Origin of the sequence: Tsukamurella conjunctivitidis (assembly GCF_007858475.1) — a bacterium.
In the GTDB taxonomy this organism is placed as follows: domain Bacteria; phylum Actinomycetota; class Actinomycetes; order Mycobacteriales; family Mycobacteriaceae; genus Tsukamurella; species Tsukamurella conjunctivitidis.
The window spans coordinates 12,449-34,296 of the sequence record NZ_VIGX01000010.1; the positions used below are offsets into that span (position 1 = coordinate 12,449).

Here is a 21,848-nt window from a genome sequence, read left to right on the forward strand (position 1 = left end):
TCAGGCCCCGATCGCCGCGTCCGAGGTGTACCACCGGGTGCAGTCGACGCCGTCGTCGTAGCGGCGCAGCCACTCGCCGGCGAGGGCCGGCAGATTCTCATGCGCGGGATCGTGCAGGGGCATCTGGCTGCGGATGATGCCCTTCATGGCGACGGCCTGTTCCGCCTTGGGGAGCACGTCGAAGGCGCGGGGCATGGCGCCCTTCGTCAGGTGCGGCGCCACCGCGACCAGCATCTTCTGCTTGAGCCGGTAGCGGCCGAACATCGAGAGTGCGTCGACCTTGCGGTCCTTGAGCGGCACGTGCTGGTTGAAGCCGGCGCAGGCGATCCGGATCACCTTGAGCACGTGCGCGAAGATCGACGGTGCCATCCGCATCCGGTACACCTCGCTGCCCACCAGCGCGTTGTAGATGATGAGCGCGGAGCTGCGGTGCTCCACCTCCTCGACGAAGTGCCACAGGAACATCGACGCCACCCGGTCGTCGCCGGGGCGGAACAGCGCCTCCTCGTTGTCGAGCATGAGCTTGAAGACCGGCGTGAACGTGGCCTCCAGGTCGGCCGTGTAGGCCAGCCGGTAGTCCGTGGACGTCGCCTCGGTGAGGAGGTCGAACTCGCCGATCACCGCGTCGAGGGTGTTCTCCAGGCCCGGGTACCGATCGATCAGCGCCTGCACGTGTCGACGGTGCGCGGTCGAGTGATGCCCCTCCTGCTGCATGAACGCGGTCGCCTCGGCGGCCACCTCGGGGTCGGGGAACTCCTTGCGCACCTGCAGGATCAGCTTGACGATCATCTTCTCGAAGCCGACGGCGAGGAAGGAGACCGCGTTCATCATCGACGAGAAGGCGGGGTTGTCGGGGTTCCACAGGAAGGGCACGGGAGCCTCGTCGAAGTGGAAGTCCATCTTGCGGGGGTGCAGGTCGGTCATGGCGTCAACATACACATAGAACACGTTCTGTATGGTGAGAACGCGCGAAGCTGTAGCCTGGGGCGATGGCACGCAGGGGATGGGGTGGCTCGCCGCCGGCCAGCGACGAGGAGGCGTCCGCACGCATCGTGGCGGCCGCGGTGGAGATCATCGGCGACCGCGGCACCACGTCGATCGCGGAGGTCGCCGACGCGCTCGGTGTGATCCGGCAGACCGTCTATCGCTACTACCCGACCGTCGACGCGCTGCTCCAGGCGGCGGCGGTCCAGTCGGTCGGCGCCTTCCTCGATCGACTCGCGGCGCACGTGCGGGGTATGCGCGACCCCGCGGAGGCGGTGGTCGAGGGCATCGTCTTCACGCTCGATCAGGTACCGCGGGCGCCACACCTGCGTCTGATGCTCGCGGGGGAGCACTCGCACACCGAGGCGATCGCGTCCGGCCAGGCGATGACCTTCGGCATGACCATGATCCGCCGCTTCGACGTGGACTGGCCCGCCCACGGTTACGACGAGGCGCGGCTGCGGGAGCTGGTCGAGTTCCAACTGCGCATCATGCAGTCCTTCTTCATCTCCCCGGGCGACCCGCCCCGCACGCCCGACGACCTGCGTGCCTACCTCCTCCGGTGGGTTGCGCCCGCCGTCATCGACCTGCGCTGCAACCCTGCTGCAACTCTTGACTCGTAGTGTTCCAGATCACACCGACACGATCCGTCGGTGAAACACGCCGATACCGCCCCGGAAACACGCCGGGAACAGGATCGACCGTGATCAGGAAGGCCCACATGAGTACTGAGCGCCAGGCGCCGCACCAGCTCCACCACGACGGTGTGGACGCGACCATCGAGTCCGACGACTACCTCGCCAAACGCACCCTCCGGTCGGGTTCCGCCGGCTGGGTGCTGCTGGCGGGGCTGGGCGTGAGCTACGTGATCTCCGGCGACTACGCCGGCTGGAACAACGGACTCGCGCAGGGCGGCTGGGGCGGCCTCGCGATCGCCGCCGTGATCATCGCCGGCATGTACCTCGCGATGGTGCTCGGCATGGCCGAGATGTCCTCGGCGCTGCCCGCAGCCGGCGGCGGCTACACCTTCGCTCGGCGTGCGCTCGGCCCCTGGGGCGGCTACGCCACCGGCATCGCGATCCTCATCGAGTACTCCATCGCCCCCGCGGCGATCGCGACCTTCATCGGGGCGTACGTCCAGTCGCTCAACCTGTTCGGGATCACCGACGGCTGGTGGGTCTACCTGTTCGTCTACGCGCTCTTCATCGGCATCCACCTGACGGGCGCCGGCGAGGCGCTCAAGGCCATGTTCGTGATCACCGCGATCGCCCTCGTCGGCCTCGTGATCTTCGCGATCTTCGCCATCGGGAAGTTCGACGCCCACAACCTCACCGACATCGCCGTCACCGATGCCGCGGGCGCCTCGAGCTGGCTCCCGCACGGCTACCTCGGCATCTGGGCCGCCGTGCCCTTCGCGATCTGGTTCTTCCTCGCCATCGAGGGCGTCCCGCTCGCCGCCGAGGAGGCGCGCGAGCCCGAGAAGAACGTGCCCCGGGGCATCATCGTCGCGATGCTGATGCTCGTCGTCACCGGCGCGACGGTGTTCTTCCTGGCGCCCGGCGCCGTCGGAGCGCAGGCGATGTCCACCTCCGGCAACCCGCTGGTCGAGGCACTCGGGGACGGCACCGCCGCCAAGGTGGTGAACTACATCGGCCTCGCCGGCCTGGTCGCGAGCTTCTTCTCGATCATGTACGCCTACTCGCGCCAGACCTTCGCGCTCTCGCGGGCCGGCTACCTCCCGAAGAGCCTCTCGGTCACCAACGCCCGCAAGGCACCGGTCCTCGCGCTGATCGTGCCCGGCGTGATCGGCTTCGCGCTGTCCCTCACCGGGGAGGGCGCGATGCTCCTCAACATGGCCGTCTTCGGCGCCGCCGTCAGCTACGTGCTCATGATGATCAGCCACATCGTGCTGCGCCGCCGCGAGCCCGACATGCCGCGCCCGTACCGCACGCCCGGCGGCATCGTCACCACCTCGTTCGCCCTGGTCGTCGCCTGTATCGCCGTCGTGGCGACCTTCCTCGTCGACCCCACGGCCGCGGGCCTGACCCTCGCCGCGTTCGCCGCCTTCCTCGTCTACTTCGGGGTCTACAGCCGACATCACCTGGTGGCGAACTCGCCCGACGAGGAGTTCGCCGCCCTCGCCGATGCCGAACGGGACCTGCAGTGAGCCGCGCCCGCGCGGCGCTGCTCGCCGCCCTGCTCGCCGTCGCCCCGGCTGCCGTCGCCTGTTCCTCGAGCGACGCGGACTCGAAGGCGGCCGAGTGCCGCACCCTGGCGTCCGACAAGGGCTGGTACGGCGACAACCACGATCGCCTCCAGAACCTCATCACCGAGCGCGGCCACTGCGGCACCACGCCCGACGGTGCCGCCCCCGTCGCCCTGTTCGACTGGGACAACACCGTCGTGCGCAACGACATCGGCTCGGCGACCGCGTACTGGATGATCCGCACCGGCAAGATCCGCCAGCCCGCGAACGGCGACTGGCGGACCACGAGCCGCTACCTCGTCCCCGAGGCGGCGCAGGCCCTCGCCGAGGCGTGCCCCACGGCGCTCGCCGCTCCCGGCTCGCCACTGCCCACCGACCGGGACACCCGCTGCGCCGACGCGCTCGTCGCGGTCGTCGACGACGGCGAGATCGGCGGCAAGGCAGCCTTCGCCGGCTACGACCACCGTCGGATGGAGCCCGCGTACGCCTGGGTCGTCCAACTCATGGCGGGATACACCGAGGCTGAGATCGAGGACTTCGCGAAGAGCGCCCGCAGCGAGGCGCTCGCCGCGGCGGAGGGCTCGAAGCAGCGCGTCGGGACCACGGAGGTAACGGCCTGGGTGCGCTACTACAGCCAGATCAAGGACCTGATCGGGACGCTGGTGGACAACGGCTTCGACGTGCGGATCATCTCCGCCTCCGCGCAGCCCGTCGTACGGGCGTGGGCGCCCGAGGTGGGGCTCGCCCCCGACAAGCTGATCGGCATCCGCCCCGTCGTCACCGACGGGAAGATCGTTCCGCACCTGCGCGGATGCGGCGACGTGCCCGACGGCGACGACTCGATGATCAACTACATCGACGGTAAGCGCTGCCTGGTCAATCAGGAGGTCCTCGGCATCACCGGGGCACAAGCCTGGCAGCAGGCGCCGGAGGCTCGGCGGCAGGTGCTCTCCGCCGGGGACTCCGTCACCGACATCACCTTCCTCGGCGATGCGACCGGCCTGCGGCTCGTGATCAACCGCAACGTCCCCGAGCTGATGTGCACCGCCTACGCGGACGCCGACGGCAAGTGGCTCGTCAACCCCATGTTCATCGAGCCGAAGCCGCAGGCGAAGCCCTACGCGTGTGCCGCCGCCGGCACCGACGCCGCGGGTGCGAAGGTGCCGGTCCGCGGCGCCGATGGCGCCCCGCTGGGCTCCGTCGCGGATACCGTCTACTAGAAGTCACGTCTGAATCGGAGCAATCATGATCCGCAGCCAATCCGTCCGCGGGGAGACTTTCACCTTCACGTCGATGGCCGACCTGCTGGCCAAGGCCACGCCGCTGCGCTCGGGCGACGAGCTGGCCGGGTGCGCGGCCTCCTCCGACGCCGAGCGCGCCGCCGCGAAGTGGGCCCTCGCCGAGGTCCCGTTGACCGCGCTGCTCGAGGAACTCGTGGTGCCCTACGAGTCCGACGAGGTCACGCGCCTCATCATCGACACGCACGACCGGTCGGCCTTCGCCCCGATCGCGCACCTCACCGTCGGAGACCTCCGGGACCTCCTCCTGCGTATCTCCGTCGCCGACGATGCCGGTGCCCGACTCGCCGCCCTCGGCCCCTCCCTGACGCCGGAGATGGTAGCGGCGGTGAGCAAGCTGATGCGCAACCAGGACCTCATCGCCGTGGCCCGGGCAGTCCGCGTCACCGCGGGTTTCCGCACGACGGTCGGTCTGCCGGGCACCCTCGCAACCCGGTTGCAGCCCAACCACCCCACGGACGATCCGCGGGGCATCGCGGCCGCCACCCTGGACGGCCTGCTGCTCGGCTGCGGCGACGCGGTGATCGGGATCAACCCCGCCACCGACTCGCCGCACGCCACCTCGGACCTGCTGCACCTGCTCGACGAGGTGCGCACCCGGTTCGACATCCCGACCCAGTCGTGCGTGCTCAGCCACGTGACCACGACGCTGGGGCTCATCGAGCAGGGCGCTCCGGTGGACCTGGTCTTCCAGTCGATCGCCGGGACCGAGGGTGCCAATTCCGCTTTCGGCGTGACGATCCCGCTGCTCGAGGAGGCGAACGCGGCCGCGCGCGAGCTGGGGCGCGGCACCGTCGGGAACAACGTCATGTACCTGGAGACCGGGCAGGGCTCGGCGTTGTCGTCGGGCACGCATATCGGTACCGACGGTGCGCCCGTCGACCAGCAGACGCTCGAGACCCGTGCGTACGCGGTCGCGCGGCACCTCGATCCGTTGCTCGTCAACACCGTGGTCGGCTTCATCGGGCCCGAGTACCTCTACGACGGCAAGCAGATCACGCGCGCCGGACTCGAGGACCACTTCTGCGGCAAGCTCCTGGGCCTGCCGATGGGCGTCGACGTCTGCTACACCAACCATGCCGAGGCCGACCAGGACGACATGGACGACCTGCTCACGCTGCTCGCCGTCGCCGGGGTCTCCTTCGTCATCACCGTCCCCGGCGCCGACGACGTGATGCTCGGCTACCAGTCGCTGGCCTTCCACGACGCGCTGTACGTGCGCCGCGCGCTCGGCCTGCGCCCCGCGCCCGAGTTCGACGCCTGGCTCGCGCGGCAGGGGATGACCGATGAGTCCGGCGGCCTCCGCGACATCGCCGTCGAGGCGTCCCCGCTCCGCGAACTCGCGGCGGGAGTCGGGCGATGAGCTCACCCGAGCGCGCCGACGGCGCGGCCCGTCGGCCCGCCGACGGCGCCTTCTGGGACGCCCTGCGCGCGACCACCCAGTCCCGGATCGGCCTGGGGCGCACCGGCGATGCGCTGCCGACCCGCCGAGTGCTGGAGTTCTCCGCCGCCCACGCCGCGGCCCGCGACGCCGTGCACCAGCCCCTCGACGCCGACGACCTCGTCGCCCGCGCCCGCGACCTGGGACTCGGCGAACCCGTCGTCGTCACCAGCCGCGCGGCGGACCGCGGCGAGTACCTCCGCCGTCCCGACCTCGGCCGGGAGCCCGCGGACCTCTCCGGCGTGTCGACGGTGACCGCCGGTGCCGACGTCGCTCTCGTCCTCGCCGACGGCCTCTCACCGAAGGCGCTGACCGATCACGGCACGGCGCTGGCGGGAGCGATCCTCGCCGCCCTGCCGCCCGACCTGACGGTGGCGCCGCCCGTCATCGCGACGCAGGCGCGCGTGGCACTGGGCGATCATGTGGCCCGGGCGCTCGGCGTACGCACCCTGCTCGTGCTGATCGGGGAACGCCCGGGCCTGTCGGTCGCCGACAGTCTGGGGATCTACCTGACCCACCGCGCCGACCCCGAGGACTTCGGGGCGGGCGTCACCGACGCGCATCGCAACTGCATCTCCAACATCCACCCGCCCGAGGGACTCGGCTACACCGACGCCGCGCGGATCGCGGCGGGCCTGGTCGTCGGCGCGCGGCGGCTCGGGCGTTCCGGAGTGGATCTCAAGGACACCTCGCGGGCGGAACTGGAGGGCCCTGACCAGCGCGGACTAGACTGAGGTCAGTCCGAAAGAAGGAGTCGGAAGATGATCGGCAAGCGGATCCAGCAGAACATCGACGCGGTCACCCGCATCGCGGCCGATTCGGTACGCAAGTCCGGAGAGATCGTCGAGGGCGCCGGCGAGGCGCTGAAGGGCGACGTGATGGGCGGCGTCAGCCGGATGGCGACCGGCGCGGCCGACATCGCGACCTCCGCCACCGCCGAGGGGGTCAAGCTCGCGGGCGAGAACCTCTCCGCCGCACGCGAGGCCTCCGATGCGGTGGCCGACAAGGTGACCCGGAAGGACTGATCACAGCGCGGTCCGTCGGTACCCGCCGGGCGTGAAGCCGAGGACCTTGCGGAAGTCCCGGACCAGATGCGGCTGATCGGCGTAGCCCAGGTCCGCGGCGATGTCCGCGATCGCGATGTCCGGCTCGGTGCTGAGCAGGTGCGCCGCCTGCTGCAACCGGCGCCGGTGGATCAGCGCCAGCGGGGTCAGACCCACGTACCGGCGGGTGAGGCGCTGCGCCGTCCTGGGAGAGACGCCGATCGCCGCGGCCGCGTCCTCGACGGTGATGATCGACTCGTCCTCCTCGATGGCGACGACGAGTCGATTGGCGAGCGCCGCCTCGTCGGGCACCGTCGGAACCCTTGCGGTGAGCCAGGATTCGACGGTGCGGCAGGCCCCCGTGATGTCGCCGCGTGCCATCGCCGCGGCGACATCCGTGTGCAGGTCCGGTGCGTCGACGGTGGGGTAGTCGTCCAGGACCGCACGGGCGTCGTCAGTGACCGCGGGCGTCGCGGCTGGGCGCAGGAGCGCGCCCACGGCCCATCCCGTGCCGACGAGGTCGCGGTGCGAGCGCTCGGTCGTCGCGCCGGCGAGCCCGACGAGGTCCGTCTCGACAACCAGGTTGAGGGCGGGGAAGGCGAGTACGTCCTGGCGCGACGTGCGGCCGGGCGCGATCTCCCACTGCGAGATCCAGAACCAGCGCACGAGCGCATCCACTCCCGGTGACGGGGCACGGCGCTCGAAGGTCGGCAGCTGCGCCGGATACAGGATGCCGCGGGGGTTCACGGATCGATCCTAGGCGCGAGGGATCTGTCGCGAATGTTCAATCGGCGGTGCGGTGCGCCCTCATAGCGTCAGTGGCATGACAGAGAACACCACCGCCGCGAACGGCGAACACACCACCGACGGCGTCCCGAACTCCTTCTCCTCGCTGACGCCCTTCCTGGCGATCCCGAACGCGAAGGGCGCCATCGACTTCTACGTCTCCGTGCTCGGGGCCCGCTCCCTCGGCGTCACCGAGATGGGCGGTGTGGTCGTCCACGCCGAGCTCGACTTCGGGCACGGGCGCCTCCAGCTCGGGGAACCGAACGAGCAGTTCGGCCTCATCGGGCCGCCCGAGGGTGACGCCGACTGCTACTCGCTGGGGCTCTACTGCAGCGATGTCGACGACGTGGTGGCCCGCGCCGAGGCCGCGGGTGCCACGATCCGCGAGCCCGTCGCGAACTTCGTCTCCGGGGACAGGTTCGCCAGTATCCGCGACCCGTTCGGCGTGCGCTGGTCGATCATGACCCGCGTCGAGGACCTCAGCGACGAGGAGAGCGCCGCGCGGGTCGAGGAGTGGGCGGCGGCCCAGGGCTAGTCCGCGACCTGCGGCGGGATCGGATCCAGTGGCTGCGGGGTGTCCTGCGGCATCGTCTGGAACCGGACGTCGGCCGAGCCCGTGGGATTGGCATTGGCGTCACCGGGGTTCAGCCACTTGAACCGCACGGTGATCTGGCCGGGGCCGTTGCTCCCGACCACCGAGGTGAAGGCGTCTCCCTTCGGCGTCGGCGTGCCGGCGAACTTCTGGTGGTCGAAGAGCAGGATCTGCACGGGCGAGCTGCCGGTGCCGCGGTCGGTGTCGAGACGCACCCAGTTGAGGGTGCAGTCGACCGAACCGCCCATCGCCGTCACGCGCCACGGGACACCGAGCAGCGGCGGCGCGATCGTCCGGATCGCGCCGTCGATGCGGTCCTGCGGGAGCTCGGGGCAGGCGAGCGGCGCGGCGCCGGCCGCGCCGGTCCCGACGGCCGTGGATCCGACACCGGCGGCGACAGCCGCAGCGGAGAGGGCGAGCGCGATCAGAGGCTTGCGCATGGCTTCGTTCCTTCCATCACGGGAGGTCGACGCGGGGCTCCATCGACGGGCACTGCTTGTATCGGGTAACGATCCGTCGACGTTACCTCGCAGGAGTGCCCGCTGGTCATTAGCCTGAGGTCATGAGCGAGGAACAGGGCAGCTACGTCACCGAGAACCAGCCGTACGAGCGCGACACCCGGTACATCGAAACCCGCATCACCCGCGACGGTCGGGACGGATACCCCGTCGAAGCGGGCCGCTACCGGCTCGTCGCCTCGTACGCCTGCCCCTGGGCCACCCGCACCATCATCGTGCGGCGGCTGCTGGGCCTCGAGGACGCGATCTCCCTGGGCATCGCCGGCCCCACGCACGACAAGCGGTCGTGGACCTTCGACCTCGATGAGGGCGGGCTCGATCCCGTACTCAAGATCCCGCGCCTGCAGGACGCGTACTTCAAGCGGGTCCCCGACTACCCGAAGGGGATCACGGTGCCCGCGATCGTCGACGTCCCGACGGGCGCCGTGGTCACCAACGACTTCCCACAGATCACGATCGACTTCTCGCTCGAGTGGACCGACTTCCACCGCCCCGGCGCGCCGCAGCTCTACCCCGAGGACCTGCGTGGCGAGATCGACGAGGTGAACAAGCTGGTCTACCGGGACGTCAACAACGGCGTCTACCGCTGTGGTTTCGCGGGCTCGCAGGAGTCTTACGACGCCGCCTACGACCAACTCTTCTCGCGTCTCGACTGGCTCACCGAGCGGCTCTCGACGCAGCGGTACCTCGTGGGCGACACCATCACCGAGGCCGACGTGCGGTTGTTCACCACGCTGGCCCGGTTCGACCCGGTGTACCACGGCCACTTCAAGTGCAACCGGGAGAAGCTCAGCGAGATGTCGGTGCTGTGGGCCTACGCCCGCGACCTGTTCCAGACGCCCGGCTTCGGCGATTCCACGCACTTCGACCACATCAAGCGGCACTACTACGAGGTGCACCGCGACATCAATCCGTCGGGCATCGTCCCGAAGGGACCGGACCTGCGGAACTGGTTCACCGAGCACGGCCGGGAGAAGCTGGGCGGCAGCCCCTTCGGAGCAGGCACCGCACCCGCGCCGCTACCGGTTCCCGCCGGCTGAGTCCATGACCGAATGGATCGAGGTTCTGAAATCGCTGGTGGACGGCCCGGGTCTGCCTGTGCACGGGATCGTGCGTACGCGGAACGCCGAAGCTCTCGGCAGGACCGAAACGGTCGGGTTCATCGGGGCACCTCCGATGTGGGTCGGAATCGGGGGAGACGACGTCAGGGTATGGCGAGACGGCCGCCGAGTCCGGGTAGAACTGCCCGACGGGTCCCCCTACTTCATTAGTGACGGAGTCACCTCCTGGCAGTTCGACGATGCCGAGACGCCGCCGACGTTCGTCGGTGCTGATCGCGTGTATTACCACGGCCCGGGCGCGGAGCTGCTGATCTCCCGCAATGCGCAGGACTGGTTGCGTGGCGACGATTTCACGCAGCCGACGCGTCCGGTGGCAGAGATCGAGTTCCTCGGGAGGGACTGCTGGTCAGTGGAACTGGCACCGCCGCCGCACAAGCCTGCGCCGCTGCAGATGATCGTCGACCGGCAATCAGGGGCTGTGCTGCAACAGGGGAGCGAGGAGTTCGACGTGTCCGTCGAATTCACCTCGCTCGATGTCGGCGGCCAAGTCGATGATTCGCTGTTCACGTGGGACGGTGCTGCCGTGTCGTTGGACGAGCGTCGTGCGGTTGACGCGCGCGCGGAGCGGGCCGCGTACGAGGAAGCGCAGGCTGACCGCCTGGCCTGGCTCGAGTCCGATCTAGGCGCACGCTCGCTCAACATCCGCGTACCCGTCGAGCTCGCGATCACCGATGTCTACGAACTCGATGAGGGGGACGGCAGCTACTTCGTGCGGATCAGATCCGGATCGGGCGCACACATCGAGGGATGCCTGTGGCGACGGCCGCATCAGCCGGGACGGTGGCGGATCGACAGCACCGATCACACGGTCCATCATTGGTCAGCGGCCGGCTTCGACTGGGCCGTCTGGTTGTACGGCCTCGATGTCAACGGAGACGTGCTTGTCCAGCTTCAGGAGCAACTCCATCCGTCCGAATCGGCCACCGGTTCGTACAGCTCGCGCTGACCACCTGATTCACGCGGTCACGCTGCCAGATCGGGTGCCGTGGATCGGTGCACATGCCCGGTGGGAGTGCGTGTTTCGACGGTGTGCCGTCCGCTCGGGTCGGGGATGACGGTGCTGTGCCAGCCGGCGGCTTCCTTGGCGTAGTTGCACGCTGCGCACAGTCCCTGGCCGTTGTCGAACTCGGTGGGGCCTCCGGCGGCGTGGGGGACGATGTGGTCGGTGTGGGCGATGGGTGCGTCGCAGTACGGGGTGCGGCAGTACCGGTCCCGCGCGCGGATCATCTCCGCCAGTCCGTCGGGGAAGCACCGCTGTCGCGAGTCCATCGCGACCACTGCCCCTGTCTCAGGGGAGATGTAGAGGCGTTTGACCCAGGCGAGACCCGCCGCGGTGGCTTTGCCGACGAGGTTGCGGGCGATCTCCGCGGGTATGGTGCCGCCGCCGTCGAGGTGCCCGGTGCCGGGCTGACCGCCGAGGAGCACTGTGGCGGGGACGGTCAGGTTCACCGTGACCGGTTGCCCGGTGGCGGCCTCGCGGCCGGTGATCCGGGCGAAGGCGGTGTCGGCCATGATCTGCCCTCGTGTGCGGAGGTCCGCGCCGATGCCGATGCGGGTGTCGGCGTGCTTGCGCAGGGCTGCGTAGACGCCGACGCCCTGCGCGACCGGCAGCAGCAGTGACACCCGGGCCATGCCCTCCGGGAGGGGGCGGATAGTGACGGTACGGTCCTTCTCCGCGGCGGCGTTGCGGTCGATGGTCGCCTGTGCGTCGAGCTCGTAGGCGAGCTTCTTCACCAGGTCCGAGATCCGGCCCGGCCCGCATCCGGCCAGGGTGGCGGGGTCGGCGCACAGCAGCTCGTCCGCCCGCTCCCGATCGCAGATGTCCAGATGCGACAGGCCCGCCACCAGGATCGGGATCGCCTCCGGCGCCAGATCACCGCTATACAGTCGGGCGCGGGCGTGGGGCATGGTGCGTTCCAACTCCACCGCCCTCGCCAGGAACCTCGCGGCCGTGTGCGGCGACATGTGCAACGCCAGCCCGATCTCCGCGGCCACGCCCTGCCGCCACCGGTCCTGCGGCAGTCCGGCCGCGACCCGCTCACACACCCGCTCCCGCAGCAGCTCCGCCGCCAACCGGTACTGCTCGAACACCGTCCGACAGCGCTGTCCCTCCATCGAACGCAACCGCTCCACCACCGACACTCCATCAGGAGGCGGGTCTTCCTCTACCGCAACGATTTCATCCATACCCGGACGCTACGCCGACCCCCTGACAAGTTTTCGAAATCGCAAGAGTCGTGGAACTGGAAGCCGAAAGTCGGAGTCGTCGCTTCCCGGCCGATCGGGGCTCACGCTGGCCGATTGTCTCCACACTCGTCGTGGCGGTCGAGGAACCAGAGGATGGCCTGCGCTGCGGCGTCAGGCTCCTGCTCGGTGGGGTAGTGGCCGGACTGCTCCAGCACCACCCCGGTGACGTCCGCGGCCACGGCGCGAAGGCCCTCCTCGACGGCGGTGCTCATGGCGTAGCGACCGCCGAGCGCGAGGACGGGCGTGCGGATCAGCCGGTCCCGCAGGCGCGCGACATCGGCGAGATCGCTGGAGCGGCTGCGGTAGTGCGCGAGCCCGGCCGCGTGCACGACCGCCGGCCGGTAGGCGTCGACGTACGCCGCGAGCGCGGTGGCCTCGAGCCCCGCGGGTCCGGCGCTCTGTCGGAGGAAGGCGCCGTAGTAGGCGTCCTCCCGGCCCGGGACGAGGGTCTCGGCGAGGCCCGGGGTTCGGTTGAACGCGCCGTGCCAGTCCGGATAGTGCGCGCTCCCCGGGGCGGGCACGTTCACGTCGATACCGGGCAGGATCTCCTCTTCGACGACGAGGGCGGCGACCAACTCCGGCGCAGCCGCGGCCAGGTGCACGGCGACCGTGCCGCCCCAGTCGTGGCCGACCACGGCGCACCGTCGAACGCCCTCCGCCGCGAGCCGATCACGCAGTCGCGCCGCGAGCGCGCTCTTGCGGAAGTCGACGGCACCGTCGGCCCCGGCACCGAGACCGGGCAGCGTCACGGGGAGCGGATCGAAGCCCGCGTCGCGCAATCGCGGCACCAGGCCCCGCCAGTGCGCGTCCGTGACGGGCCAGCCGTGCAGTAGGACGACGGGAAGGGCGTCGGTCATGAGGCCGAGCCCAGGTGGGTCGCCGCCAGGCCGGCGACGTCGAAATCGCTTTCGCGCCTGTCGGTCTCGCCGTCCTCGTCGAACCACGCGGCGGACAGGCCCGCGAAGGCGAGCACCCACCGAAGCAGGCGCTCGCGCGGCAGCCCGGACTCCGCGACGATCACGTCGAGCTGCCGGGCGAACCGTGCGGGATCCGCCGCCGTCGGCAGGTCCGGGTTGGTGAGCAGGTTGGCGTAGTCGTAGCCGCGATCCCCGACGACGCACTTCGGATCGATCGCGAGCCAGCCCCGCTCGCCGAAGTCGAGGACGTTGTCGTGGTGCACGTCGCCGTGCAGCACCACCTCGTCGCGCGGATCGGCGAGCAGGGACTCGGCGGCCTCCCACGACCTGCGGTACCGCGGGTCTGCGTCGCGCACCTGCGCGAGCGAACCGAACCAATCCCGCAGCGGAACGAGCACGGTCGCGGGAGCGCCGGGACGCGACCGGTGCAGGTGTTCGACGGTGCCGCACAGGATCCGGGTCGCCTCGTCGTCGCGCCCGCCGAGCGCCATGTTCATCAGATCGCCGGTGCCGGTCGCTCGCTCCATGAGCACGGTGTCGCCCTCGTGCGCGAAGACCTCGGCGGCACCGTCGCCGCCCCACCACCGCAGGACGGCTGCCCCGGCCCGCTCCTCGGCGGTGTTCGCGCGCTTGAGCATCGCGGCCCTGCCATCGAGGCGGACCGGCAGCAGATCGCTGCCGGGCGTGGCGAAGGGCGCACCGTCGGGGGAGAGGCTCCAGCGATCGAGTACGCCGCGCCAGGAATCGAGGGGATCCACGGCTCCCGACCCTAGCCGGGCGCATGATGGTCGGATGAGCGACAGGGACGAGACGTCGGTGGCGATGGCGCGGGTACGGGCGCATGATGAAGCCGTGAGCGACTTCAATCAGGGCATCATCGACGAGTTCCGCGCGAACAACGGCACCGTGACGGCGATGGGCTTCGGCCGCGCGCTGGCCCTCGTGCACAGCGTGGGCGCCAAGTCCGGCGAGCCGCGGGTCAACCCGCTCGCCGCGATCCGCGACGACGAGGGCTGGCTCCTGCCCGCCTCCGCGGGCGGCGCGCCCAAGAACCCGGCCTGGTACCACAACCTCAAGGCGCACCCGGAGATCGAGATCGAGTACCCGGATGAGAACGGCGGCATCTCCACGGCGCAGGTCACCGCGACCGAACTGACCGGTGCCGCGCGCGACGAGGCGTGGGCCCGGTTCAAGGCCCGCTCGTCCGGCTTCGCGGAGTACGAGGAGAAGGCACAGGGCCGGGTGATCCCGGTCTTCCGATTGACCCCCCGCTGACTCAGACGCTCACCGGCTCCGGGGCCGGACGCCGGTCGCGCATCACGACGAACGCGGCGATCGCGGTGGCGACCAGCAGGACGCTGGACACGCCGACGGTCGTGGTGACCGCGTCGACCCAGGCGGACCGGGCGGATTCGGCGAGCGCGGGCGCATCGGGGCCGGTCAGCTCATCGACGCGGGCGAGAGTGTCGCCCAGCGTGCGCGACATCCCGTCGTGGCGGGTGAAGACGGCCGTGGCGACCGAGCCGAGTACGGCGAGTCCGAGGGCGGTGCCCAGCTCGAAGCTCATCTCGGACATCGCCGAGGCCTGGCCCGCCCGCTCCGGCGGCGCCGCGTCGAGCGCGACCGCGGAGACGAATGTGAACAGCGTGCCGTAGCCGACGCCCGCGACTACGGTGCCCAACACGTACAGCCACGACGGGCCGTCCGTGCCGAGCCCGACGAGCAGCAGCTGTCCGGCGGCGGCGAACAGCAGCGCCGTCACGAAGGTCGCGCGCCGGCCCAGGTACTGCTCGATCCACGGCGCCCGCATCGAGAAGTAGGCGACGACGGCCGCCGCGGGCAGGCCGAGCAGCGCGGCGGCGAGCACGTCGAAGCCCACGACCGACTGCAGGTAGATGCCTGTGAGGTAGGACATCGAGCCCAGCGTGGACATCGCGAGGATCGTGCCGGCGATCGCCATGGCGAAGACGCGGTTGCGGAACAGGTCGAACGGGATCAGCGGGTACGGCGTGCGGCGCTGCTGCGCGATGAAAGCCACGAGCATCACCGCACCCGCGGCGCCGATCGCGACCGTGGAACCGTGCACGCCGTGGCCCGCGGCCGACTTGACGGCGTAGACCAGTGGGAAGATCGCCGCCATCGACAGAGCGACGCCGACCAGATCGAAGCGCGCGCTGGAGCTGTTCCGGAAGTCCGGGATGAGGAGCGGCCCGGCCACCAGGAAGGCCAGGAAGACCGGCGCGTTGATGAGGAACACCGAACCCCACCAGAAGTGGTGCAGGAGAACGCCGCCGATGACGGGGCCGACGGCCATGCCGAAGGAGAAGGCGGCGGTCCAGATACCGATGGCGACCCCACGGGCCTTCGGATCGCGGAAGATGTTCGCGATCAGCGCGAGGCTCGCGGGCAGCAGGGTGGCGCCGCCGACGCCCATGAGAGCGCGTGCAGCGATCAGCAGGTCGGGCGACGGTGCGAACGCCGCGATCACGGACGCGATGCCGAACAGTCCCGCACCCCAGGTCATGAGGCGGCGCCGGCCCCAGCGGTCACCGAGGTTGCCCATGGTGATGAGGAGGCCGGCCAGCATGAAGGGGTAGATGTCCAGGATCCATAGCTGCTGTTCCGGGCTCGGATGCAGCGCGCCGGTCAGGTGCGGCATCGCCAGGTACAGCACCGACGCGTCCATCGAGACCAGGAACACCGGCAGGAGCAGTGCGGCGAGACCGGCCCAGGCACGGCGCGGGGTGGTGGACACTTCGAACTCCTCGGGGTGACGACGGCATGCGCGTACGGTGTACGCAGAGGCGGCTGGGTACACTGTACGCAGAATCGCCGATCACGGTCAACGGAGAAAGGGAGCGGGTGTCCGAGACCACGCTGACCCGCGAGGCCATCGTGGCCGAGGCCGTACGCCTCGCCGACGAGGGAGGCCTCGAGAAGGTCTCCATGCGACGGATCGCCGACGCGCTCGGCGCGGGCGCGATGTCCCTGTACCGGCACGTGCCCGACAAGGACAGCCTCGTGCGCGAGATGGCGGCCACCGTCGGTGCGGAGTACCTGTACCCGGCCGAGCTGATGGGTGACCCGGACTGGCGGACCCGCGCGCACGCCGCGGCGGAGGCCGACATGCGGCTCTACCTGCATCATCCCTGGGTGCTGCTCGCGCACTCGATGCCGCGCGCCGCGATGGCGCCGTCGGCGGTCTCCTGCTTCAACTGGCTCGTCGAAGCCTTCACGCACCTCACGGGCACCGTCCCCGAGGCCGCCGAGCTCACCCTGCACGTCTGGAATCACGTCCAGGGCGCCGGCGTCGGGGCCGTCGGCCGGCTGCTGCTGGCTCCGGGCTCGTCGCTGGAGGGCGCCGGCTTCGTCGCGGACCTCGCCGACAACCCCGTGATCGAAGAGCTGCCGCTGCTGCAGGAGCTCGTCGCGGTCGACCGTCCCGATCTGTGCGCCGCCATGCCGCTGCTGCACTCCGGCGTCGAAGCCCTCTGCGACGGATTCGCGCAGCGCTACCGGCGCTGAACCGTCGATCGCCGTTCAGTGTCGCGCCACCGCCGATTCAATCCGATGGGCCAGCGTGGCATTCGTGAGCATGGCGAATCGACGCACCTTCCTCAGGGGAGCCCTGGGCGGCGGTATCGTCGCCGGTATGGGCCTGCTCCCGTCGTCGTTGACCGAGGCGCTGGCCGAGCCCGCACCGTCCGGCGGGCTGGGCGGTCTCGAGCACGTGATCTTCCTGATGCAGGAGAACCGCTCGTTCGACCACTACTACGGCAGCCTGCGCGGCGTGCGCGGTTTCGGTGACCCCGCCGCGATCCGGCTCCGCTCCGGCCACGACGTCTTCTTCCAGCCCACGCGGTCCGGTCTGACGGTGCCGCCCTTCCCGGTCCGCGGCGCCGCCGACCGGCAGCGGATGGACGCGGAGAACATCGACGCGCTGGACCACACCTGGAAGGGCGGCCACGCGGCGCTCGCGGACGGCTGGCACGACGGCTGGATCGCCGCCAAGACCGACTCGACGATGGCGTACTACGAGCGCGAGGACATCCCCTTCCACTACGCGCTCGCCGACGCCTTCACGATCTGCGACCACTACTACTGCAGCTCGCCGACGTCGACCTCGCCGAACCGGAACTTCTTCTTCTCCGGCACCACGGGCTACGAGCCGCTCACGGGCGAGCGGGCGGTCGAGAACACCGCCTACGACCGCGGCCATCCGGGCTACGACTGGCCCTGCATCGGCGAGATCCTGCAGACCGCGGGCGTGCCCTGGCAGGTCTATCAGGAGTGGGACAACTTCACGGACAACAACATCGAGTTCTTCCGCCGGTTCAAGACCGTGTCGAAGGCCGTCTTCGGCGACTTCGGCACCGAGATCGACGACTTCTACCAGGGCCTGCGGCGCCTACCCGCGACGGAGGCTCACCGTCGGTCCGGGGAGGTCGACGCCCGGGCGCGGGCGCTCCCGCAGACCGACCGCGACCTCTTCTTCCGCGGTCTGCGGCGTACCGCCACAGGCACCCTCACCGACCGGATCACGGCCGACATCGCCGCGGGAACCCTTCCCGCCGTCAGCTACGTCGTCGCGCCGGAGCGCGAATCGGAGCACCCCAGCGGCTCCTCGCCCCGAGCCTCGGCGAACCTGGTGTACCGGATCCTCGACGCCCTGGGCCGCAACCCGGAGGTGTGGCGGAAGACCGCGCTGTTCCTGCTCTACGACGAGAACGACGGTTACTTCGACCACGTTCCACCGCCGCGCCCGCCGCGCGACCACGCCGACGAGTGGGTGGGAGACCTGCCGCTCGGACTCGGGGACCGCGTCCCGATGACGGTCGTCTCGCCGTGGACCGTCGGCGGCAACGTCGCCTCGGAGACCTTCGATCACACGTCCACGCTGCGCTTCCTCGAACGCTGGCTGGGCATCGCGGTGCCCGCGATCTCACGCTGGCGGCGCACCGTCTGCGGCGACCTCACCAGCGCTTTCGACTTCCGCGCCCCACAAGTGCTTCCGACGCAGTCGCGCCCCCGCTCCGTCGGATCGCTCAGCCCGCGGTGGAAGCCGCACGCACCGGCCGTCGGCCGGCGCCCCGCCCAGGAACCCGGCGACCGGCCGGCGCGGCCCGTGCCCTACGTCCCCGGAGCCTCTGCGGTCCCGGTGGCCGACGGTGTCCGCGTGCGCCTGACCAACGCGGGGACGCGGAGCGCGCACTTCATCGTCTTCCCCTACCACGCGCCGGATTCCGTGCCGTTGCACGCGGACGTCCTCGGTGCGGAGGAGGTCGTGGTGCCCGCGCCCGGAGGGCGCTTCGACCTGCTGGTGCTCGGCCCCGCGGGCGAGCACTGGACGTTCGTCAGCGATCCGTCCGCCGCAGGATGAAGCCCGCGGTCCCGGCGATACGGGGATCGGGGTCGCGGGCGAGTACACGCAGCGCCGCCTCGGCCCCGGCAGTGGGGACCTCCGCGAGCGCCTGCACCACGCGCTGTCGTACCGCGTAGTCGTCGGTGCCCGCGGCCATCGCCGCCAGCTCGGCGCTGATCGTCTCGGGTGCGGGCGCCGCGACGGCGATCACTCCGAGCGCCTCCGCCGCGTCGACGTCCTTCTGCCCGGTGCGCACCATCGTGAGCAGCTCCGGCGCGGCGGCCGGGTCGCCACGCCGCCCGAGGGCCACGGCCGCGAGCAGTCGCACCGCACCGTCCTCGTGAACGAGCGCCGTCCGCAACGCGTGGTCCTGGCCGGGAATCTCCGCGAGCGCCTCGACCGCGCGGTGCCGGACCTGGGGGGCGGGGGAGTCGAGCGCGGCGACGAGTGAGGTGAGGTCCGCCCCGTCGGCGCGCGCGAGCGCCCAGCGCAGCGCCCCGGCGACGTTCGTGCTCTCCTCGTTCAGGAGCGCCCCTGCCAGCGCGTCGGCGGGAGCGCCGGCCCCCGCCGTCAGAGCCGCGCGCTGCCGGGCGCCGGGGGAGCCGGTGTCGAGCTCGGAGAGCAGCGCGACGACGGCGAGCACCTGTTCCCAGTCCGACGGACCCGTTCCGGCGACGTGCTGCAGCCGTTCCAGGAGCTCCGATTCGAGGCGGATGCGCTCGCGGCTCCGCTCGATCATGTCCGCGACGAGCCGGTCCGGCGCGAACGAGGGATCATCGAGTGCGCGCCCGATCTCCTTGAGCGACAGTCCTAGTGAGCGGAGACTCTCGATGTGGAAGATGCGGCGGATGTCGCCCTCGGAGTACTCCCGGTACCCCGACGACGACCGCTCCGAGGGGTGGACGAGGCCCAGTGCCTCGTAGTGCCGCAGCATGCGCGCGCTCACGCCCGAACGGCGCGCCACCTCGCCGATCCGCATACCCACCGCTCTCCGTTCACTCCGTGCGGCCGAGCGCCGCCACCCGCTGCGCCTCGTGGATCGCGCTCGCGAATCCGGCATCGGGATCGTCCAGAAGCCGCAGGGTCTCCGCGATGTGCCAGCGGACGTCGTCGGTCGTCGCGGGCGCGGTGTGCAGCGCCTGCACGCCCTCCTCGCCGAGGCCGAGGATCGCGCGACTGAGGCTGCGCCGGGCCTCGGCATCGCCTCGCCCCAGCCTGCCGACCAGGGCCGCGGCGGCGGACCGTCGGGCGGCCGAGTCCGGGGCGAGGGCCACGGCCGTACGCCAGGCGGCCTTCGCGACCTCGGCGTCGTCGTCCGCGGCGAGAGCGAGCACCTCGCCGAACGCCGCCGCGGCCTCGGCACCGCCGACCTTCGACAGGGAGTGCAGCGACTGGCTGCGGGCCTGCGGGACGGCGGACGTCAGCTCGGCGCGCAGCAACGGCACCGTCGTCGCCGCGGGCAGCCGGGTCAGAGCCCAGGTCAGCATGTCGCGGACGAAGAAGTCGGGCTCGACCGCGCACCGGGCGACGAGCTCCGCGGCGTCGACGGTACCGGGGTTCGTCCCCGCGTCGAGCGCCGCGCGCAGCCGGATCGAGGCGTTCTGATGATCGAGCAGGGTCCGGGCCATGGTGGCCACCTCCGTTCCTTCGTCGGTGGCACCATGGAAGACCCTGTCACGATGTCAAGGTCAAGAGTCGCTGGTCAGCGACTCACTCCTTGTCGGTGTCGACCACCTTGGCGCCCTCGGCGGCACGCTGCACGGCGGCGGCACCGTCGTGGGCGCCCTTGCGGGTGGCGTAGGCCTGGCCCGAGGCCACGACCTCTCCGTTGCCGGCCTTGAGCCGGAACCGGAACTTGCCGGCGTTGTCCTCGTACACCTCGAACTTGCCTGCCATGTGGAGCACCTTTCTCGTGGTGATCCCCGTCGTCGGGGCCGGATGCAGCGTATGACGCCGCCCACGGGAATGTGAGGTGAAGCGATCGACACGCCGAGAGTCGATCGCCGCGATCTGAACGCCATCAGCCGGCGCTCAGCCGTTCCCAAGCCGCGTGGCTATCGTGGGTGCGACGGCAACGAACGACAGGGGTGGCAGCGCAGATGGGGATCATGGACCGGGTCCGAGGCGAGCTCGTCGACATCATCGAGTGGTTGGAGGACAACCGCTCGACCATGGCGTGGCGGTTCCCGCGCTACAACAACGAGATCAAGAACGGCGCGCAGCTGATCGTGCGCGAAGGGCAAGAGGCGCTGTTCGTCTACCGCGGCCAACTCGCCGATCGCTACGGGCCGGGGAACTACCAGCTGGTCTCGGAGAACATGCCGATCATGTCGACGCTGCAGGGCTGGCCGCACGGCTTCAAGAGTCCGTTCCGCAGCGAGGTCTACTTCGTCAACACCCGCCCCATCACCGACCTGCGTTGGGGCACGGCGAATCCGATCACCATCCGGGACCAGGATTTCGGCATGGTGCAGGTGCGCGCTAACGGACTCTGCGTCGTGCGGGTGGTCGACTCGCCGACCTTCCTGCGTCAGGTGATCGGCACCGACTCCAACGTCGACTCCGACGAGATCGCCGAGCTACTGCGCCGCACCATCACCACGGCGTTCTCCGAGATGCTCATCGAGACCGGCGTGGGCGCGATCGACCTGCAGGCCCGGCAGCGGGAGCTCGCCGCGAAGCTGCAGGAGTACGTGCAGTCGAAGGTCAATCAGCAGTACGGGCTCGCCTGCGAGGCGATCGAGCTGAACATCTCACTGCCGGACGAGATCACGCAGGCGATGACCCGCGGTGTCGCGCGCGGCGTGGAGGAGAAGGGCTACTACGGGAACGTCGGCGACATGAACCGCTTCCAGCAGGGCCGCGCCGCCGACGCGATGCTCGGCGCCGCGACCAACGAGGGCGGCGGCGGTGCGGGGGACTTCCTCGGCGCCGGGATGGGCATGGCGATGGGCCAGCAGTTCGCTCAGAACTTCCAGTCGCAGCAGGGCCAGGGCGGGGCCGCGCAGGGCGTCCCGCCGCGGACACCGGGCGGGCCGCAGCAGGGACCGCCGCCGTTGCCCAACGCGCAGGTCTTCCACGTGGAGCAGAACGGGCAGTCCGCGGGGCCGTTCCCGATCGAGCAGCTGCGCGGCATGAACCTCACTCCGCAGACTCTGGTGTGGTCGCCCGCGATGTCCGAGTGGACTCCAGCGGGACAGGTGCCCGCGTTGGCGCCGCTCTTCGGGCAGACCCCGCCGCCGCTTCCGCCCCGGTCGTAGCGATGTCGGTGCCGCCGCCGCTGCCCGGGCAGCAGCCACCCCCACCGCCCGGAAGCCGGCCGCGCCCGCCGGT

At 70.6% G+C, this 21,848-nt stretch carries 23 protein-coding genes; 13 read left to right on the forward strand and 10 right to left on the reverse strand.

Annotated features, from left to right (window positions below):
* A complete protein-coding gene (locus tag FK530_RS16475) occupies window positions 1-924 on the reverse strand; it encodes a metal-dependent hydrolase (protein WP_146488078.1) in 924 nt (307 codons plus the stop codon).
* Between the two features lie 65 nt (window positions 925-989).
* Here FK530_RS16475 and FK530_RS16480 point away from each other — a divergent pair, with 65 nt between their 5' ends.
* From FK530_RS16480 to FK530_RS16505, 6 genes are all read left to right on the forward strand, one after another.
* Window positions 990-1,607, forward strand: coding sequence for a TetR/AcrR family transcriptional regulator (locus FK530_RS16480; RefSeq protein WP_146488079.1), 618 nt, complete (start codon window positions 990-992; stop codon window positions 1,605-1,607).
* Window positions 1,608-1,705: 98 nt separating this feature from the next.
* Window positions 1,706-3,151: an ethanolamine permease gene (gene eat, locus FK530_RS16485; protein ID WP_146488080.1), complete on the forward strand. Its 1,446-nt coding sequence runs from the start codon at window positions 1,706-1,708 to the stop codon at window positions 3,149-3,151.
* Window positions 3,148-4,410 (forward strand): HAD family hydrolase, encoded by a 1,263-nt coding sequence (locus tag FK530_RS16490; protein WP_146488081.1) that lies wholly within the window; start codon window positions 3,148-3,150, stop codon window positions 4,408-4,410. The genes eat and FK530_RS16490 overlap by 4 nt, the downstream gene beginning before the upstream one ends.
* 25 nt (window positions 4,411-4,435) lie before the next feature.
* On the forward strand, window positions 4,436-5,851 hold the full coding sequence (locus FK530_RS16495; RefSeq protein ID WP_146488082.1) for an ethanolamine ammonia-lyase subunit EutB: 1,416 nt from the start codon (window positions 4,436-4,438) through the stop codon (window positions 5,849-5,851).
* Window positions 5,848-6,663: an ethanolamine ammonia-lyase subunit EutC gene (eutC, locus tag FK530_RS16500; protein ID WP_146488083.1), complete on the forward strand. Its 816-nt coding sequence runs from the start codon at window positions 5,848-5,850 to the stop codon at window positions 6,661-6,663. Before FK530_RS16495 ends, eutC begins: the two co-directional genes overlap by 4 nt.
* Window positions 6,664-6,690: 27 nt before the next feature.
* Window positions 6,691-6,954 carry an Rv1893 family protein gene (locus FK530_RS16505; protein WP_146488084.1) on the forward strand — a complete coding sequence of 88 codons (264 nt, stop codon included), beginning with the start codon at window positions 6,691-6,693 and terminating at the stop codon, window positions 6,952-6,954.
* Here FK530_RS16505 and FK530_RS16510 read toward each other — a convergent pair whose 3' ends face one another.
* Window positions 6,955-7,719 carry a helix-turn-helix transcriptional regulator gene (locus FK530_RS16510; RefSeq protein ID WP_231706670.1) on the reverse strand — a complete coding sequence of 255 codons (765 nt, stop codon included), beginning with the start codon at window positions 7,717-7,719 and terminating at the stop codon, window positions 6,955-6,957.
* Window positions 7,720-7,795: 76 nt separating this feature from the next.
* Here FK530_RS16510 and FK530_RS16515 point away from each other — a divergent pair, with 76 nt between their 5' ends.
* A complete protein-coding gene (locus FK530_RS16515) occupies window positions 7,796-8,293 on the forward strand; it encodes a VOC family protein (RefSeq protein ID WP_146488085.1) in 498 nt (165 codons plus the stop codon).
* Here the strand turns inward: FK530_RS16515 and FK530_RS16520 are convergent.
* Window positions 8,290-8,790, reverse strand: coding sequence for an LppP/LprE family lipoprotein (locus tag FK530_RS16520; protein ID WP_146488086.1), 501 nt, complete (start codon window positions 8,788-8,790; stop codon window positions 8,290-8,292). The genes FK530_RS16515 and FK530_RS16520 overlap by 4 nt on opposite strands.
* Before the next feature lie 122 nt (window positions 8,791-8,912).
* On the opposite strand from FK530_RS16520, the gene FK530_RS16525 reads away from it, so the two are divergent.
* Both FK530_RS16525 and FK530_RS16530 read left to right on the forward strand, forming a co-directional pair.
* The gene (locus FK530_RS16525; protein WP_146488087.1) at window positions 8,913-9,908 is read left to right on the forward strand and encodes a glutathione S-transferase family protein; all 996 of its coding nucleotides are present in this window, start codon (window positions 8,913-8,915) and stop codon (window positions 9,906-9,908) included.
* 4 nt (window positions 9,909-9,912) lie between these two features.
* The gene (locus FK530_RS16530; protein ID WP_146488088.1) at window positions 9,913-10,935 is read left to right on the forward strand and encodes a hypothetical protein; all 1,023 of its coding nucleotides are present in this window, start codon (window positions 9,913-9,915) and stop codon (window positions 10,933-10,935) included.
* Between the two features lie 17 nt (window positions 10,936-10,952).
* Here the strand turns inward: FK530_RS16530 and FK530_RS16535 are convergent, their stop codons facing one another.
* The 3 genes from FK530_RS16535 to FK530_RS16545 form a co-directional block, all read right to left on the reverse strand.
* Window positions 10,953-12,176 (reverse strand): HNH endonuclease, encoded by a 1,224-nt coding sequence (locus FK530_RS16535; RefSeq protein ID WP_146488089.1) that lies wholly within the window; start codon window positions 12,174-12,176, stop codon window positions 10,953-10,955.
* Between the two features lie 101 nt (window positions 12,177-12,277).
* Entirely contained in the window at window positions 12,278-13,093 is an 816-nt protein-coding gene (locus FK530_RS16540) for an alpha/beta fold hydrolase (RefSeq protein ID WP_146488090.1), read from the reverse strand.
* Window positions 13,090-13,911: an aminoglycoside phosphotransferase family protein gene (locus FK530_RS16545; protein ID WP_146488091.1), complete on the reverse strand. Its 822-nt coding sequence runs from the start codon at window positions 13,909-13,911 to the stop codon at window positions 13,090-13,092. Before FK530_RS16545 ends, FK530_RS16540 begins: the two co-directional genes overlap by 4 nt.
* A 94-nt stretch (window positions 13,912-14,005) precedes the next feature.
* Here FK530_RS16545 and FK530_RS16550 point away from each other — a divergent pair, with 94 nt between their 5' ends.
* On the forward strand, window positions 14,006-14,428 hold the full coding sequence (locus FK530_RS16550) for a nitroreductase family deazaflavin-dependent oxidoreductase (RefSeq protein ID WP_146488163.1): 423 nt from the start codon (window positions 14,006-14,008) through the stop codon (window positions 14,426-14,428).
* A gap of 1 nt (window position 14,429) precedes the next feature.
* On the opposite strand, the gene FK530_RS16555 is transcribed toward FK530_RS16550, so the two are convergent.
* Entirely contained in the window at window positions 14,430-15,908 is a 1,479-nt protein-coding gene (locus FK530_RS16555) for an MFS transporter (protein ID WP_146488092.1), read from the reverse strand.
* A 107-nt stretch (window positions 15,909-16,015) separates the two neighbouring features.
* Here FK530_RS16555 and FK530_RS16560 point away from each other — a divergent pair, with 107 nt between their 5' ends.
* Complete coding sequence (locus FK530_RS16560; protein WP_146488093.1) at window positions 16,016-16,678, forward strand: TetR/AcrR family transcriptional regulator; 663 nt, start codon at window positions 16,016-16,018, stop codon at window positions 16,676-16,678.
* A 70-nt stretch (window positions 16,679-16,748) separates the two neighbouring features.
* The gene (locus FK530_RS16565; RefSeq protein WP_146488164.1) at window positions 16,749-18,533 is read left to right on the forward strand and encodes a phosphocholine-specific phospholipase C; all 1,785 of its coding nucleotides are present in this window, start codon (window positions 16,749-16,751) and stop codon (window positions 18,531-18,533) included.
* Here the strand turns inward: FK530_RS16565 and FK530_RS16570 are convergent.
* The 3 genes from FK530_RS16570 to FK530_RS16580 all read right to left on the reverse strand — a co-directional run bounded on the left by FK530_RS16570 (window position 18,508) and on the right by FK530_RS16580 (window position 20,411).
* A complete protein-coding gene (locus tag FK530_RS16570; protein WP_146488094.1) occupies window positions 18,508-19,494 on the reverse strand; it encodes a MerR family transcriptional regulator in 987 nt (328 codons plus the stop codon). The two genes, FK530_RS16565 and FK530_RS16570, sit on opposite strands and share 26 nt — an antisense overlap.
* Before the next feature lie 16 nt (window positions 19,495-19,510).
* Window positions 19,511-20,143, reverse strand: coding sequence for a HEAT repeat domain-containing protein (locus FK530_RS16575; protein WP_146488095.1), 633 nt, complete (start codon window positions 20,141-20,143; stop codon window positions 19,511-19,513).
* 82 nt (window positions 20,144-20,225) lie between these two features.
* Window positions 20,226-20,411 carry a YegP family protein gene (locus FK530_RS16580; protein ID WP_146488096.1) on the reverse strand — a complete coding sequence of 62 codons (186 nt, stop codon included), beginning with the start codon at window positions 20,409-20,411 and terminating at the stop codon, window positions 20,226-20,228.
* Between the two features lie 191 nt (window positions 20,412-20,602).
* Between FK530_RS16580 and FK530_RS16585 the strand changes: the two genes are divergently transcribed.
* Window positions 20,603-21,775, forward strand: a complete 1,173-nt coding sequence (locus tag FK530_RS16585) for an SPFH domain-containing protein (RefSeq protein ID WP_231706672.1) — start codon at window positions 20,603-20,605, stop codon at window positions 21,773-21,775.
* The last annotated feature ends 73 nt before the right edge of the window (window positions 21,776-21,848 follow it).

Coding starts and splice junctions, on each gene's coding strand:
- FK530_RS16475 (WP_146488078.1), bottom strand. CDS start 924: ATGACCGACCTGCACCCCCGCAAGATGGACTTCCACTTCGACGAGGCT.
- FK530_RS16480 (WP_146488079.1), top strand. CDS start 990: ATGGCACGCAGGGGATGGGGTGGCTCGCCGCCGGCCAGCGACGAGGAG.
- eat (WP_146488080.1), top strand. CDS start 1,706: ATGAGTACTGAGCGCCAGGCGCCGCACCAGCTCCACCACGACGGTGTG.
- FK530_RS16495 (WP_146488082.1), top strand. CDS start 4,436: ATGATCCGCAGCCAATCCGTCCGCGGGGAGACTTTCACCTTCACGTCG.
- eutC (WP_146488083.1), top strand. CDS start 5,848: ATGAGCTCACCCGAGCGCGCCGACGGCGCGGCCCGTCGGCCCGCCGAC.
- FK530_RS16505 (WP_146488084.1), top strand. CDS start 6,691: ATGATCGGCAAGCGGATCCAGCAGAACATCGACGCGGTCACCCGCATC.
- FK530_RS16515 (WP_146488085.1), top strand. CDS start 7,796: ATGACAGAGAACACCACCGCCGCGAACGGCGAACACACCACCGACGGC.
- FK530_RS16520 (WP_146488086.1), bottom strand. CDS start 8,790: ATGCGCAAGCCTCTGATCGCGCTCGCCCTCTCCGCTGCGGCTGTCGCC.
- FK530_RS16525 (WP_146488087.1), top strand. CDS start 8,913: ATGAGCGAGGAACAGGGCAGCTACGTCACCGAGAACCAGCCGTACGAG.
- FK530_RS16530 (WP_146488088.1), top strand. CDS start 9,913: ATGACCGAATGGATCGAGGTTCTGAAATCGCTGGTGGACGGCCCGGGT.
- FK530_RS16535 (WP_146488089.1), bottom strand. CDS start 12,176: ATGGATGAAATCGTTGCGGTAGAGGAAGACCCGCCTCCTGATGGAGTG.
- FK530_RS16540 (WP_146488090.1), bottom strand. CDS start 13,093: ATGACCGACGCCCTTCCCGTCGTCCTACTGCACGGCTGGCCCGTCACG.
- FK530_RS16565 (WP_146488164.1), top strand. CDS start 16,749: ATGGCGAATCGACGCACCTTCCTCAGGGGAGCCCTGGGCGGCGGTATC.
- FK530_RS16570 (WP_146488094.1), bottom strand. CDS start 19,494: ATGCGGATCGGCGAGGTGGCGCGCCGTTCGGGCGTGAGCGCGCGCATG.
- FK530_RS16575 (WP_146488095.1), bottom strand. CDS start 20,143: ATGGCCCGGACCCTGCTCGATCATCAGAACGCCTCGATCCGGCTGCGC.
- FK530_RS16580 (WP_146488096.1), bottom strand. CDS start 20,411: ATGGCAGGCAAGTTCGAGGTGTACGAGGACAACGCCGGCAAGTTCCGG.